Annotated in this window: 13 protein-coding genes; 4 read left to right on the plus strand and 9 right to left on the minus strand. The window is 66.2% G+C overall.

The annotated features are described in order from the left end of the window. The first annotated feature begins 162 nt into the window (after positions 1 to 162). The gene (locus HNR60_RS09615; protein ID WP_184256791.1) at positions 163 to 336 is read left to right on the plus strand and encodes a hypothetical protein; all 174 of its coding nucleotides are present in this window, start codon (positions 163 to 165) and stop codon (positions 334 to 336) included. Between the two features lie 54 nt (positions 337 to 390). On the opposite strand, the gene HNR60_RS09620 is transcribed toward HNR60_RS09615, so the two are convergent. Both HNR60_RS09620 and HNR60_RS09625 read right to left on the minus strand, forming a co-directional pair. Further along, positions 391 to 1,281 (minus strand): 50S ribosomal protein L11 methyltransferase, encoded by an 891-nt coding sequence (locus HNR60_RS09620; protein WP_184256793.1) that lies wholly within the window; start codon positions 1,279 to 1,281, stop codon positions 391 to 393. Positions 1,282 to 1,481: 200 nt separating this feature from the next. Then, entirely contained in the window at positions 1,482 to 3,095 is a 1,614-nt protein-coding gene (locus HNR60_RS09625; protein WP_184256795.1) for a phytoene desaturase family protein, read from the minus strand. A 196-nt stretch (positions 3,096 to 3,291) separates the two neighbouring features. Between HNR60_RS09625 and HNR60_RS09630 the strand changes: the two genes are divergently transcribed. Further along, entirely contained in the window at positions 3,292 to 5,571 is a 2,280-nt protein-coding gene (locus HNR60_RS09630) for a spermidine synthase (protein WP_184256797.1), read from the plus strand. 40 nt (positions 5,572 to 5,611) lie between these two features. On the opposite strand, the gene HNR60_RS09635 is transcribed toward HNR60_RS09630, so the two are convergent. Beyond that, the gene (locus HNR60_RS09635) at positions 5,612 to 6,394 is read right to left on the minus strand and encodes a L,D-transpeptidase (protein WP_184256799.1); all 783 of its coding nucleotides are present in this window, start codon (positions 6,392 to 6,394) and stop codon (positions 5,612 to 5,614) included. A 259-nt stretch (positions 6,395 to 6,653) separates the two neighbouring features. Here HNR60_RS09635 and HNR60_RS09640 point away from each other — a divergent pair, with 259 nt between their 5' ends. Continuing rightward, positions 6,654 to 6,995: a hypothetical protein gene (locus HNR60_RS09640; protein ID WP_184256800.1), complete on the plus strand. Its 342-nt coding sequence runs from the start codon at positions 6,654 to 6,656 to the stop codon at positions 6,993 to 6,995. An 80-nt stretch (positions 6,996 to 7,075) separates the two neighbouring features. Here the strand turns inward: HNR60_RS09640 and HNR60_RS09645 are convergent, their stop codons facing one another. Both HNR60_RS09645 and HNR60_RS09650 read right to left on the minus strand, forming a co-directional pair. Beyond that, a complete protein-coding gene (locus tag HNR60_RS09645) occupies positions 7,076 to 7,837 on the minus strand; it encodes an ABC transporter permease (RefSeq protein WP_041802961.1) in 762 nt (253 codons plus the stop codon). Positions 7,838 to 7,839: 2 nt separating this feature from the next. Continuing rightward, positions 7,840 to 8,760: an ABC transporter ATP-binding protein gene (locus tag HNR60_RS09650; protein ID WP_184256802.1), complete on the minus strand. Its 921-nt coding sequence runs from the start codon at positions 8,758 to 8,760 to the stop codon at positions 7,840 to 7,842. Positions 8,761 to 8,986: 226 nt separating this feature from the next. On the opposite strand from HNR60_RS09650, the gene HNR60_RS09655 reads away from it, so the two are divergent. Next, the gene (locus HNR60_RS09655) at positions 8,987 to 9,481 is read left to right on the plus strand and encodes a hypothetical protein (RefSeq protein WP_184256804.1); all 495 of its coding nucleotides are present in this window, start codon (positions 8,987 to 8,989) and stop codon (positions 9,479 to 9,481) included. Positions 9,482 to 9,658: 177 nt separating this feature from the next. On the opposite strand, the gene HNR60_RS09660 is transcribed toward HNR60_RS09655, so the two are convergent. From HNR60_RS09660 to HNR60_RS09675, 4 genes are all read right to left on the minus strand, one after another. Next, entirely contained in the window at positions 9,659 to 9,937 is a 279-nt protein-coding gene (locus HNR60_RS09660; RefSeq protein WP_184256806.1) for a type II toxin-antitoxin system HicB family antitoxin, read from the minus strand. Between the two features lie 32 nt (positions 9,938 to 9,969). Further along, on the minus strand, positions 9,970 to 10,260 hold the full coding sequence (locus tag HNR60_RS09665; RefSeq protein WP_184256808.1) for a type II toxin-antitoxin system HicB family antitoxin: 291 nt from the start codon (positions 10,258 to 10,260) through the stop codon (positions 9,970 to 9,972). Between the two features lie 8 nt (positions 10,261 to 10,268). Continuing rightward, positions 10,269 to 10,463, minus strand: coding sequence for a type II toxin-antitoxin system HicA family toxin (locus tag HNR60_RS09670; RefSeq protein ID WP_184256810.1), 195 nt, complete (start codon positions 10,461 to 10,463; stop codon positions 10,269 to 10,271). Positions 10,464 to 10,531: 68 nt separating this feature from the next. After that, positions 10,532 to 13,147 carry an ATP-dependent helicase gene (locus tag HNR60_RS09675; protein WP_184256812.1) on the minus strand — a complete coding sequence of 872 codons (2,616 nt, stop codon included), beginning with the start codon at positions 13,145 to 13,147 and terminating at the stop codon, positions 10,532 to 10,534. Positions 13,148 to 13,297 lie beyond the last annotated feature (150 nt).

Here is a 13,297-nt window from a genome sequence, read left to right on the forward strand (position 1 = left end):
ACCGCAATCGTGATGCAAATTACCCTCGTAGTGGCACGAGTTGTGCATGAAATATAGTGCTTAAGACGCAAAAGCGAAATCGATTTGCCGTCAAGGCGCGGTCTCGCCGAGCAACTGGGGGAAATCCCAGGAGTGTTTCAACTCAACGATGAGGGGATACACATGCCTGCATTCACGTTTGAGAAAATATCGCCACCGGCGCGGGGCGGCGCCAGTCCCAAACCGGAAAAGAAAAAACACGGCATCATCATCCAGCTTCTGGATCGTTTCGTCGACCGCCGGCGCTCCCATTCCGAGGACGACGAGGCGACGGGCGAGCAATCCCCGCCCAAGTAAAAGTCCAAGTAACAGCCCAAGTAACCACGCCTGCCATCGCTATTTGCCGACTGCTCAAGCGCCGCGACGGAGCAGCACGCTGCTCCAGCCTTCGACGATGATCGGCTTGACCAGCACCAGGCCGCGGGCGCGGTACGCCGCGATCACGCCGCGAGTCTGATGCGGCAATAGGCCGGACAGGATAACGTCGGCGGAGCGCGCCAGATGCGCCGCCATCGGCGTCGCCAATTGCCGCAGCGGGTTGGCCAGGATGTTGGCCAGCACCAGATCGAACGGCGCGGCGGCGCCAAACTGCGCATCGGCAAAGCCCGCGGCGCAGATCCCGTCGAACAGATTGCCGACGCCGTTCAGCCGCGCATTGTCGCGCGCCACCCGCACCGAGACCGGATCGATGTCGCTGGCGGTGACGCGCTGCTGCAATGCCTTGGCGGCGGCGATCGCCAGCACGCCGGTGCCGGTGCCGAGGTCGAGCACGTTGCGCGGGGTGCGCCGCTTCAACACCTCGTCGAGCAGCAACAGGCAGCCCCGGGTGGTGCCGTGGTGGCCGGTGCCGAACGCCAGCGCCGCCTCGATCTCGATGCCGAGCTTGTTCGGAGCGATGTTGTCGCGGTCGTGCGCACCATGCACCACGAAGCGGCCGGCCGGCACCGGATCGAGCCCCTCCAGGCTGGCGCGGACCCAATCCTTGGCCTCCACGGTGTCGAAGCTAAGCGCCGCGGCGACGTCATCGCCGGCGGCCAGCGCCACCAGGCTGCGCACGGAGGCCTGCTCGGGCGGCTCGGCGAAGTTCAGCGCGAGCTCCCAGGCTCCGTCGCTGCGCTCGAACGCGGTGACGGCGGCGGCGCCGTCGTCGAAGCATTCGGTCAACAGATCGACGACGCGGCGGGCAGTCGGTTCATCGCCGATCGCGGCGCTGGCGCGAAAGGTGGTCGGGGTCAGGGGCATGGCATCTCAACTCGGTCGGGGGCGGGGCTGCTTTGTCACAGTCTATCAGCAGCTTATCCAGAGGTTTTCATCACGTTACGCACCGGCTTATACAGGACTTATGCACAGCTTATGCAGCGGTTTTGCAGGGCTTTTCCAACATTCGCCCGAAGCTTCTGAGTTCCTTTTATTGCTGCCTTACCAGTTGCTTGCCGCGGGCATCAAAACCGATTTGTCATGAACAGCGCGCGATGGTCGCTCAAGATCGCCTTTGCCGCGTTGTGGCCCGGTGCGCCGGTGACGCCGCCGCCGGGATGGGCGCCGGAGCCGCAGTGGTAGAGCCCCTTCACCGCGCCGCGGTAATTGGCGTAGCCGAGCATCGGCCGCGCCGAGAACAATTGATTCAGCGACAGCGCGCCGTGGAAGATGTCGCCGCCGAGCAGGCCGAAGTCGCGCTCGAGGTCGAGCGGCGACAGCGCCTTTCGGCCGATCACGCTTTTGGCGAAGCCCGGGGCGTGGCGGTCGACGGTGGCGATCATCAGGTCGGCGACGGCGTCGCGGTGCTGGTCCCACGACGAGCCGTCGGGCAGGGACGGTGCGACGTGCTGGCAGAACAGGCTGGCGACGTGCTGGCCGGCCGGCGCCAATGAGTCGTCGAGCGTTGAGGGGATCAGCATCTCCACCACCGGCTCGCGGCTCCAGCCGTGTTCGCGGGCGTCGTGCCAGGCGCGGTCCATATAGCCGAGGCTGGGCGCGATGATGATGCCGGCGCTGAGGTGGTCGCCTTCGCCCGGCAGCACGCTGAAGGAGGGCAGTTCGCTCAGCGCGACGTTGATCCGGAAGGTGCCGGAGCCGTTGCGCCAATGCGTCATGCGCTCGCGAAATCCGTCGGGCTGCGCGTTGGCAGGCAGCAGCTTGGTGTAGAGCAGCTTCGGGTTGACGTTGCTGGCGACATATTTCGCCCGCACGGCGCGGCCGTCGTCGAGCGTGACGCCGACCACGCGGTCGCGCTCGACCAGAATCTCGCGGACGCCCGCGGAGGTTTCGATCTCGGAGCCGGCGCCGCGCGCCGCCGCCGCCATCGCCTCGGAGATCGCGCCCATGCCGCCCAGCGCGTGGCCCCAGATTCCCTTCTTGCCGTTCACCTCGCCGAAGGCGTGGTGCAGCATCACGTAAGCGGAGCCGGCGGCGTAGGGGCTGGCGTAATTGCCGACGATGGCGTCGAAGCCGAACAGCGCCTTGACCAGATCGCTCTCGAACCAGTCGTCCAGCATGTCGCCGGCGGAGCCGGTGAACAGGTCGAGCAGGGTGCGCTGCTGCGCAAGCGAAAGCCCGCGCAGAATATTGGCGGTGCCGAGCGCGTTGACCGCCTCGCGGATCGCGCCGAGGCCGAAGCCTTCGACCAGATTCGGCGGCGCGCGCAGCACGAATTGCCGCAGCACGTCGGCGATCGCTTCGAGCTCGGCCATGAAGCGGTCGATCTTGCCGGCGTCGCTCTTGCTGAGCTTCTTCACCGAGCGTTGGGTGCGGCCCTCGCCGGTGAGCAGGTAGCGGCCGTGCGGCCCGGGCAAGAAGTTCTGCGCCCGGCGCTCGACGATGCGCAATCCATGATCGTGCAGCTTGAGGTCGGCGATGATCTTCGGATTGAGCAGGCTCACCGTGTAGGCGGCGACCGAATTGCGGAAGCCGGGGTGAAACTCCTGCGTGACCGCGGCGCCGCCGACCACGTTGCGGCGCTCGACCACCTTCACCCGCAACCCGCTCATCGCCAGGTAAGCCGCGCAGGTCAGGCCGTTGTGGCCGGCCCCGATGATCAATACGTCACAATCCGACATCTGGTTCACGACGGTTCGGTGAAATTCGGCGGCCTCGGCGGCCACGCCACGCGTGGGCCTTTATCGAAGAGTTGGGTGACGGGCACAAGCGCGCCGTGGTAGATCACCTGATCTCCGCTTGCTTCGCCTGCCTCGCTCGTCGCTGACGCGAGCCCGCCGTCCGCCCGGCGCCCAGCCGGATCACGTTGGAGTCCCCATGACGTCGTCGACGCCCGCCGCCGCCTCGGAACCGATCCCCCGGTCCCGCAACGGTCTGATCCTGATTGTCTATACCGCGGCGATCTTCACCAGCGCGCTGCTGCTGTTTTCGGTGCAGCCGTTGTTCACCAAGATGGTGCTGCCGCGGCTCGGCGGTTCGCCGGCGGTGTGGTCGGTGGCGATGGTGTTCTTCCAGTCGCTGCTGCTCGGCGGCTACGCCTATGCGCACTACCTGATGCGGCTGCAGAGCCGGACCATCCCGGTGGTGGTGCATCTGTTGCTGCTGGTGGTGGCGTTTTACGGCCTGCCGCTGTCGATCGCGGGCGGCTGGGGCACGCCGCCGTCGAGTGGCTACCCGTTCTGGCTGCTCGGGCTGTTCGCGGTGTCGATCGGCCTGCCGTTCTTCGCGCTCGCCGCCAACAATCCGCTGCTGCAGGCCTGGTTCGTCCGCACCGGCCATCCCGACGGCCACGATCCGTATTTCCTCTACGCCTCGTCGAACATCGGCAGCTTCCTGGCGCTGTTGTGCTATCCGCTGCTGCTGGAGCCGATGCTGTCGCTGCGCACGCAGAACCTGGTGTGGACCGCCGGCTACGCGCTGTTGATCCTGCTGATCCTCGGCTGCGGCTGGCTGCTGCTGCAGTCGCCGGGCGTCACGCTGCGCGACGAGGCCGACGCCACCCCGGCGCCGCCGCCGACCTGGGCGGTGCGGGCGCGCTGGATCTTTCTCGCCGCGGTGCCGTCGGGGCTGTTGATCGCGGTCACCGCGCATATTTCCACTGACGTCGCCGCGGCGCCGTTGCTGTGGGTGCTGCCGTTGTCGCTGTATCTGTTGACCTGGGTGCTGGTGTTCCAGTCGCGGCCGCTGCTGCCGCACAAATGGATGCTGGCGCTGCAGCCGCTCGCCATCGCCGGGGTGCTGATCCTGTTGGCCTATGGCGGCGAGCAGAACCTGTTGCTGACGCTCGGCGGGCACCAGCTGTGCTTCTTCATCATCGCGATGGCCTGCCACGGCGAACTGGCGCGCACCCGCCCGGCCGCCAGCCATCTCACCGGGTTCTACGTCGCGCTGTCGTTCGGCGGCATGGTCGGCGGGCTGTTCGCCGGGCTGGTCGCGCCCTACACGTTTTCCTGGATCGCCGAATATCCGATCCTGCTGGCGCTGGCGGCGCTGTGCCGGCCGCCCGCGGCCGAGCCGTTGCCGCGCTGGACGCGCTGGTACTGGCCGGTCTTGGCGGTGGTCGCGGTGGCGCTGCTGGCGCCAAGCCTCAACGGCGGCACGCTGTTCGACTGGCTCGAGACCCACCGGGTGGTGGTGATCGGCGATGTGGCGTTGCTGGCCACTTTTGCCGCGCTGGTGCTGCGCGCCAATCGCTGGAAGGTGTTCGCCACCGTGGCGTTGGGGCTGGTGCTGCTGCGCGTCTACCCTTACGAGGACGGCCGGGTCGACACGGTGCGTAGCTTTTTCGGCGTGCACAAGATCGTGGTGACGCCGAACGGCCAGTACCACGTGCTGATGCACGGCACCACGATTCACGGCGCGCAGAAAGTGCTGAACGACGACGGCTCGCCGGTCACCGGGCGGCCGGAGCCGATTTCCTACTATCACCAGGACGGCGGCATCGGGCAGGGCATCAGCGCGATCCGCGCCCGCAAGGGTGCGCCGCTGCGGGTCGCGGTGATTGGGCTGGGCTCAGGTACCTTGACCTGTGCGGCTGCGCCCGGCGAAAGCTGGCGCTTCTTCGAGATCGACCAGTCGATGGTGGATACCGCGCGCGACCCGAAATACTTCACGTTCGTCAAGACCTGCGCGCCGGATCTTGCGCCGGTGATGGGCGACGCCAGGCTGACCTTCGCGCAGGAGCCGGACGGGCTCTACGACCTGATCATCGTCGACGCCTATTCGTCGGACGCGATCCCGATCCATCTCGCCACCCAGGAGGCGATGGCGATCTACAAGGCCAAGCTTTCGCCGCAGGGCGCGGTGCTGATGCACGTCTCCAACCGGCATCTCGAACTCGCCAGCGTGGTGGTCGGCATCGCCGACGCCAACGCGCTGAAGAGCTGGGTGTATTCGGAGGACTCCGGCCGCGACGCCGAATACATCTTCTCCACCTCGGTGGTGGTGTCGGCGCGGCAGGATGCCGACGTGGGCTCCATCGCGTCGTCGGACAAATGGGCGCTCACCGCGCCCGACAAGACCCAGCGGGTGTGGACCGACGACTATTCCAACGTTTTGGGCGCGGTGTGGCGACGTTTACGCGACGGCGAGCAGTGACGGCGGCGGCGCCGCTGCTTGTTGGCGCGGTGTTGCCGGCTTAGTCGTCGTAGCCGTAATAGCTGCGCGGGGCGTAATACGGCCGCGGCGCGTAGGCTTGCGGCGCATAGGTCCGGGCGCTGCCATAATACTGCACCTGCGGCTGCGGCGCGGCCTGGGCGTCCTCGTAGCGGCGATAGCCGCGCGGCGCCGGATAGCGCGCCTGGTCCGAACTGCCGTCGGCCGGGTAGATGTAGCCGTCATCGGTGACCTGCGGGGCGATCCGCCGCGGCGCCGGCTGCGCCGCAAGATCGACCGGCGCGCCGGCGGCGGCGTCGTAATCCGCCGCAGCGGGCGCGCGCCGCGCCACCGCGGTGTTGGATTTCGGCTTCGGATTGCGCGCCAGCGCCACCTGCGCCGAGCCGCTCAGGCTGACGGTGGTGTTGAGCACGCCTTCGCTCTGCACCAGCGCGTAGAGCGTCGAGGCATTGGCGCGCGACAGCCGGACGCAGCCGTGCGACGCCGGGCTGCCGAGCCGGCTGACCGAATCGGTGCCGTGAATGGCGTGGCCGACCTTGGTGAAGAAGATCGAGTGCGGCATCGGCGCGTCGTCGAATTCCTTGGAGTAGTGATCCTCCTCCATGCGGAAGGCGCGGAAGCTGCCGTTCGGGGTTTCGTGCGACGGATTGCCGGTCGACACCGGCCAGCGATAACGCTCGACGCCGTCCACCGCGACGGTCATCTGCTGCGCATCCTTGTCGACGGTGATCGCGACTTTGGCCTGCGCGAGGTCGCCGCCGACCAGAAACATCAGGGCGGATAACGCAACGAGATACAAACGCATGTGAAGTGAGGCCTCCTGGCCTTGATCCGACGTGCACCCTCCGTCCCCGTGTCTATATGCGCATCGGTCGCAAAAGTTTCCAGGGGCCGCTCGGCGCAGCGTTAATGCGCCGTGATGGCGACAGCGTGACCGCGACGCCCACCGCCGCAACGCTGACCGACGAAAGCCGCAGGGCTGTGGAACTTTCGTTCCGGAGCGCCGTTACCATCGGCGCGTTCCGAACGCTGGGACAGGGACGGCAGCCAGAGGGATTCCAATCATGAACAAAAAGATTTCAACGCTCGCGCTTCGCGCCGAACGGTCACCTGCGAAGCTGTTGTTGGCGACTGCGGCGCTCGCGCTGGCGCTGCTGGCCATTCCGCACACCAGTAACGCCCAGGGCATCATCGGCGGCGCCGAGCGCGGCTCCCGCGAGGGCAATCGCGCGGCCGGTCCGGTCGGCGGCGTGGTCGGCGGCGCGATCGGCGCCGGTGTCGGCGGCGTGGTCGGTGGCGTCAACGGCGTGCTCGGCGTGCCGGATCGCGGCTATCGTCGCGGCCATCGCGGGCCGCGCTGCCGCGGTTACTATACGCGGAGCGGCAACTATCGCTGCTACCGCTAAAATTCAGCTTTGAAAAAAGAAAAGCGCGGCCGATCGGGCCGCGCTTTTTCGTGTCCGCGGTTTGCCGGGCCGCCGCCCGGTTAGTTCTTCAGCCGATAGCCGGTCTTGAAGATCCACCACACCGTCGCCATGCAGATCGCGAGAAAGCCCAGCGTGATGCCGAGGCTGGCGCCCAGGCTGACGTCGGAGATCTCATAGAAGCTCCAGCGGAAGCCGCTGATCAGATACACCACCGGATTGAACAGCGCGACGGTCTGCCAGGCTTCCGGCAGCATGTTGATCGAGTAGAAGCTGCCGCCGAGGAAGGTCAAAGGCGCGATCACCAACAGCGGGATCACCTGCAGCTGCTCGAAATTGCCGGCCCACACCCCGATGATGAAGCCGAACAGGCTGAAGGTCACCGCGGTCAGCACCAGGAAGGTGAGCATCCAGAACGGATGCATGACGTGCAGCGGCACGAACAGCCAGGCGGTGGCCAGGATGATCAGCCCGAGGATGATCGATTTGCTGGCGGCAGCGCCGACGTAACCCAGCACGGCCTCGAAGAACGACACCGGCGCCGACAACAGTTCGTAGATGGTGCCGGAGAATTTCGGAAAGTAGATGCCGAACGAGGCGTTGGACACGCTCTGGGTCAGGATCGACAGCATGATCAGCCCCGGCACGATGAACGTGCCGTAGCTGACGCCCTCGATTTGGGTGATGCGCGAGCCGATCGCGGCGCCGAACACCACGAAATACAGCGAGGTCGACAGCACCGGCGACACCACGCTTTGCAATAGCGTGCGCCAGGTCCGCGCCATTTCGAACAGATAGATCGCACGTACTGCCCGGTGGTTCATGATCACGCCCTCACCAGGCTGACGAAGATGTCTTCCAGCGAACTCTGCGTGGTGTCGAGATCGTGGAAGCGGATGCCGGCCTCGCGCAAGGCGGCGAGCAGGCCGGTGATGCCGGTGCGCTCGGCCTTGCTGTCGTAGGTGTAGATCAGCTGGCTGCCGCCCTCGGACAGCGCCAGATTGTAGTCCGCGAGTTGCGGCGGGATCGCCTCGACCGTGCCGAGCAGATGCAGCTTCAGCTGTTTCTTGCCGAGCTTCTGCATCAAGGCGGCCTTCTGCTCGACCAGGATGATCTCGCCCTTGTTGATGACGCCGATGCGGTCGGCCATCTCCTCGGCTTCTTCGATGTAATGCGTGGTGAGGATGATGGTGACGCCGGTGGCGCGCAGCGCCCGCACCACTTCCCACATCCCCTTGCGCAACTCGACGTCGACGCCCGCGGTCGGCTCGTCGAGGAACAGGATCTGCGGCTCGTGCGACAGCGCCTTGGCGATCATCACCCGGCGCTTCATGCCGCCGGACAGCGTGATGATCCGGGAATCCTTGCGGTCCCACAGCGACAGGTCGCGCAGCACCTTCTCGATATAGGCGGGGTTGGCCTTCTTGCCGAACAACCCGCGGCTGTAGCTCACCGTCGCCCACACCGTCTCGAACGCGTCGGTGTGCAGTTCCTGCGGCACCAGCCCGATCATCGACCGGGCGGCGCGGTAGTCGGCGACGTTGTCGTGGCCGTCGACCAGCACCTGGCCGGCGCTCGGATTGGCGATGCCGCAGATGATGCTGATCAGCGTGGTCTTGCCGGCGCCGTTCGGCCCCAGCAGCGCGAAGATTTCGCCGCGGTCGATGTCGAGCGAAACGTCGTTGAGCGCCTTCAGGCCGGAGCCATAGGTCTTCGACAGGTGGGAAATGGAGATGATCGGGGGCATCAAGCTCTTCGGGTCTGACAGGGCGAGGATCGGCGCAAGCAATAGGCCGAGGCGGCGCGGCGCGGGAGGGCGCGGGGGACGGCTCAAATAGGAACTGCGCCAGCGGTTTGCAATCCGCTGCCGATGATCATAGCCGAGCGGTGCATTTTCAATGACTTAGCGATGGCCGCGCGCTGCGTTTCGGCGTTTTCCGTGGAACCAGTGCGCTGCAACGACGTTGCCACGCATGGTTGAATCACTGCCGTCCGAGCCCGCCGAGAGCACCCGCCGCGGCGCCGCCGACCCGACCAAACGCCTGCTCGTGGTGGCGCTGGCCGCGCTGTTGATCGTCGGCGGCGCGGTGGCGTGGCGGGTCACCGGCAATCCGGCGGCATCGCCGACCGTCGCCAAGCTGGCGCCGCCGCCGAAGAACCCCCAGCTCGACGCGCTGATCGAGACCACCAGGGCGCTGCAGGATTCGCAACAGCAGGCGATCGATCAGTTGCAGGAGGTGCAAGATCTGCTGCGCGCGCAACAGGCCGAGACGAAGAAGGCCTCCGATCGTGTTGCGGGGTTGAGCGCCAGACTCGATACGCTGCAGCAATCATTCGCCAGCATCGCCCCGCCGGTGACCGAGGAGGCCGTGCCGGACAAGGCGGAGCCGGCGCCCCGCGCGCAAACCAGCAAGGCGAAGAGCGGCCGCTCGGCGCGCACCAAGCGGCAGCGTAACGCCCGCCGCTAGCGCTGTTCGAGTTGGAATGAGGCGCATCAAGATTCCCAGGCTGTCATTCCGGGGCGCGAGCAGCTTTAGCTGCCAGTGAGCCCGGGATCCATAATCACCGCAGGGAGTATGGATTCCGGACTTGCTCGTTCTTGCGAACTCGCAATCCGGAATGACGGCTGTATTTGGGTTGGACGATCAGTCCGCGACCGGCCACTCGATCTCGACCAGGGTGGCGCCTTCGGCCAGTGCGAGGAAAGCCGGATCGTCCTGCAGCTCGTCGAAGCTGCGCGGCGGCTTCAGCCCGGTCGAGCCGTCCGGATTGGTCCACTCCTCGCCGGCCTCTTCCAGCGCTGCGACGGCTTCCTCGACGGCCTCGTCATAATCGTCGCCGGCGGTGACCAGCCCCGGCACGTCGGGAAACGACACGGTGAAATGCCCCGCGTGGTCGCGGATCACGGCGATGTAGAGCGGCATGGGAGATTTCCTGTTACGCGGGAAGCGCCCGCTTACTCCGCCGCATCGGCGCGATCACGCAACTGAATGACGGCGAACATGTAGTTGGCGAGATCGGGGGCGACCTCCGGATCGGCCTTCAATTCCCTCAGCGAGCGCGCCTTGGGCAGCGGCTTACCGTCTTGTTCAAAGTCCTCAAGGTAGAGCTCCATCGCCTCCGGCGCATTGCGCAGCGCGTCGTCGAGGTCGTCGCCGGCGGAGAAACAGCCCGGCAGATCCGGAAACCAGACGCCGACGGCAAAGTCCGGCCCGGCGTCCTCGATGATGGCGATGTAATGGGTCATGGCGAACCTCAATCGGGCTTCCAGCCTGCGCCCTTATAAATGGCACGAACCAGGCCTTTTCCCAAGTCCTTCTTGGGATGCGGGACGGTAACGATGTCTTTGCTCTTCGGATGCTTGAAGACGTGATGCGAGCCGGTCACACGGACCAGCATCCAACCTTCCTGTCCAAGACGGCGAATAATTTCGCGGCTGTTCGTTAGCATTCGGCTGGCCCCCGTCGAACCATATGACGGAAGATTGCCAGGGGCCAGCGGCGTTAAGTGAGCGAGGACTACACCCGCTCCACGAAACTATCGACCACCTTCTTTTCGCCGGCCTTGTCGAAGGCGATGGTGAGTTTGTTACCGTCGACGCGGACCACGTCGCCATAGCCGAATTTCTGGTGAAACACCCGGTCCTGCAGCGCGAAGTCCGAATTGGCGCCGGTGGATTTCGCTACCAGTTCGCCCTCGATGGTCAGCGGCGCGCGCTTCTTGGCGAAACTGTCGGACTCGTTCCGCGATGACGAGAACGGCGATTGCTCTTCGCTGAAGCCGCCATTGTTGCCGCCGCCGCCGCGATTGTTGCGCGCGCGCTCCGCCTGGGCGCGCTGCCAGCCCGGCGTGGTGTAGCTGGAGCCGAACGATTCCATATTGTCGAAGCGCGACGAGCCGTAGCCGCCGGCGCCGCCCCAGCCGGAGCCGCCCTTGGATTCGGTGATCTCGACATGGTCGGCCGGCAGTTCATCGAGAAAGCGCGACGGCAGCGTCGTATTCCAGGTGCCGTGAATCCGCCGGTTGGAGGCGAAGTACAACTTTGCGCGCTTGCGGGCGCGGGTGATGCCGACATGGGCGAGGCGGCGCTCTTCCTCGAGCCCGGCGCGGCCCTGTTCGTCGAGCGCGCGCTGATGCGGAAACAGCCCTTCCTCCCAGCCCGGCAGGAACACGTTGTCGAATTCCAGGCCCTTGGCGGAATGCAGCGTCATCACGCTCACCGCGTCCTCGTCGGCGCCGCCCTCGCGGTCCATCACCAGCGAGATGTGTTCGAGAAAGCCCTGCAGGTTCTCGAACTCTTCCATCGAGCGGACTAATTCCTTCAAGTTCTCGAGCCGGCCGGCGGCGTCGGCGGAGCGGTCCTTCTGCCACATCTCGGTGTAGCCGCTCTCGTCGAGCACGATCTCGGCCAACTCGGTATGCGTCTTCACGTCGCGCTGCATCCGCCAGCGGTCGAACGAGGTCATCAGGTCGCGCAGGCTGCCGCGCGCTTTCGGCTTCAACTCGTCGCTGTCGACGATAGCGCGCGCCGCCTCGGTCAGCGGGATCTTTCGCTTGCGGGCGTGGTCGTGCAAGAGCTGCACGGTGGCGTCGCCGAGGCCGCGTTTCGGCACGTTGACGATGCGCTCGAAGGCGAGGTCATCGGCCGGCGAATTGATCACCCGCAAGTAAGCGAGCGCGTCGCGGATTTCGGCGCGCTCGTAGAACCGCGGGCCGCCGATCACCCGGTAGGGCAGGCCGAGCGTAACGAAACGGTCTTCGAATTCGCGCATCTGAAACGAGGCGCGCACCAGGATCGCGATGTCGTTGAGCTTGTGGCCGTCGCGCTGCAGCTGCTCGATCTCTTCGCCGATCGCGCGGGCTTCCTCTTCGGAATCCCACGAGCCGGTGACGGTGACTTTCTCGCCGTCGACGTCCTCGGTGCGCAGCGTCTTGCCGAGCCGGCCTTCATTGTGCGCGATCAGATGCGAGGCGGCGGCGAGGATGTGGCCGGTGGAGCGATAATTGCGCTCCAGCCGGATGATTTTCGCGCCGGGGAAGTCGTGGTCGAAGCGCAAAATGTTGTCGACCTCGGCGCCGCGCCAGCCATAGATCGACTGATCGTCGTCGCCGACGCAGCAGATGTTTTTCGGCGGCGGAGAGGTGGGCACGGCCTGCTCCCTCTCCCCGCTTGCGGGGAGAGGGGTGGGGTGAGGGGGCGTCTCCGGCTCCTGAGAGTCCGCGATCTGCTGGGGCGCCCCCTCACCCGGATTACTGCGCAATCCGACCCCCGGGTCGTAGCCCGGGGGCAGGCTCTCTCCCCGCAAGCGGGGAGAGGTGGAAGACGGCGCCTGCGCCAGCAGCCGCAGCCAGAGATATTGCGCGACGTTGGTGTCTTGGTATTCGTCGACCAGAATGTACTTGAAGCGCTGCTGATACTGCCGCAGCACGTCGGGATGCTCGCGGAACAGCCGGATGTCCTCCAGCAACAGATCGCCGAAATCCGCGGCGTTCAGAACCTTCAGCCGCTCCTGATAGGCGGCGTAGAGCTTGCCGCCGCGGCCGTTTCCGAACATCGCGGCTTCGCCCGCCGGCACCTGCGACGGCGTCAGCCCGCGATTCTTCCAGCCGTCGATCAAGCCGGCCAGCATCCGCGCCGGCCAGCGCTTGTCGTCGATATTGTCGGCCGCCAGCAGCTGCTTCAACAGCCGGATCTGATCGTCGGTGTCGAGCACGGTGAAGTTCGATGTCAGCTGCACCAATTCGGCGTGATAGCGCAGGATGCGGCCGCCGATCGAATGGAAGGTGCCGAGCCACGGCATGCCTTCGACCGCCTGGCCGAGCATCTGGCCGAGCCGCAGCTTCATCTCGCGCGCGGCCTTGTTGGTGAAGGTCACCGACAGGATTTCGGCGGGGCGGGCGCGGCCGGTGGAGAGGATATGCGCGATCCGCGAGGTCAGCACGCGGGTCTTGCCGGTGCCGGCGCCGGCCAGCACCAGCACCGGGCCGTCCAGCGTCTGCACCGCGTCGCTCTGCTCGGGATTGAGGCCGGAGAGATACGCCGGCATCGCCTGGGCGCGGGCGCGCGCGGCAATGCCGCCCGCGGCGGGCTGATAGCCGGGCAGGTCGTTGGGCAGCTTGGTCGGGTCGGTCATGCGAATCGTCATCCCACCCACGATGGCACCATGGGCCAGCAAAGAGGAGCCTCCAAAGCAGGATTATCCGCCATATAAGCCCTGTGCGCGCAGGTTGACAGAGTTGTCTTGCGACCCCTGCTGCGCGCCCGCCCGCAACGCCCGGAAACC

The organism is Rhodopseudomonas rhenobacensis, from assembly GCF_014203125.1.
Lineage (GTDB): Bacteria > Pseudomonadota > Alphaproteobacteria > Rhizobiales > Xanthobacteraceae > Rhodopseudomonas_A > Rhodopseudomonas_A rhenobacensis.

Excerpts from the sequence above, each read along its gene's own strand:
- HNR60_RS09635 (WP_184256799.1), bottom strand. The coding sequence starts at position 6,394 with ATGCGTTTGTATCTCGTTGCGTTATCCGCCCTGATGTTTCTGGTCGGC.
- HNR60_RS09670 (WP_184256810.1), bottom strand. The coding sequence starts at position 10,463 with ATGCTAACGAACAGCCGCGAAATTATTCGCCGTCTTGGACAGGAAGGT.
- HNR60_RS09660 (WP_184256806.1), bottom strand. The coding sequence starts at position 9,937 with ATGCCGCTCTACATCGCCGTGATCCGCGACCACGCGGGGCATTTCACC.
- HNR60_RS09640 (WP_184256800.1), top strand. The coding sequence starts at position 6,654 with ATGAACAAAAAGATTTCAACGCTCGCGCTTCGCGCCGAACGGTCACCT.
- HNR60_RS09645 (WP_041802961.1), bottom strand. The coding sequence starts at position 7,837 with ATGAACCACCGGGCAGTACGTGCGATCTATCTGTTCGAAATGGCGCGG.
- HNR60_RS09615 (WP_184256791.1), top strand. The coding sequence starts at position 163 with ATGCCTGCATTCACGTTTGAGAAAATATCGCCACCGGCGCGGGGCGGC.
- HNR60_RS09620 (WP_184256793.1), bottom strand. The coding sequence starts at position 1,281 with ATGCCCCTGACCCCGACCACCTTTCGCGCCAGCGCCGCGATCGGCGAT.
- HNR60_RS09655 (WP_184256804.1), top strand. The coding sequence starts at position 8,987 with ATGGTTGAATCACTGCCGTCCGAGCCCGCCGAGAGCACCCGCCGCGGC.
- HNR60_RS09625 (WP_184256795.1), bottom strand. The coding sequence starts at position 3,095 with ATGTCGGATTGTGACGTATTGATCATCGGGGCCGGCCACAACGGCCTG.
- HNR60_RS09650 (WP_184256802.1), bottom strand. The coding sequence starts at position 8,760 with ATGCCCCCGATCATCTCCATTTCCCACCTGTCGAAGACCTATGGCTCC.
- HNR60_RS09675 (WP_184256812.1), bottom strand. The coding sequence starts at position 13,147 with ATGACCGACCCGACCAAGCTGCCCAACGACCTGCCCGGCTATCAGCCC.
- HNR60_RS09665 (WP_184256808.1), bottom strand. The coding sequence starts at position 10,260 with ATGACCCATTACATCGCCATCATCGAGGACGCCGGGCCGGACTTTGCC.
- HNR60_RS09630 (WP_184256797.1), top strand. The coding sequence starts at position 3,292 with ATGACGTCGTCGACGCCCGCCGCCGCCTCGGAACCGATCCCCCGGTCC.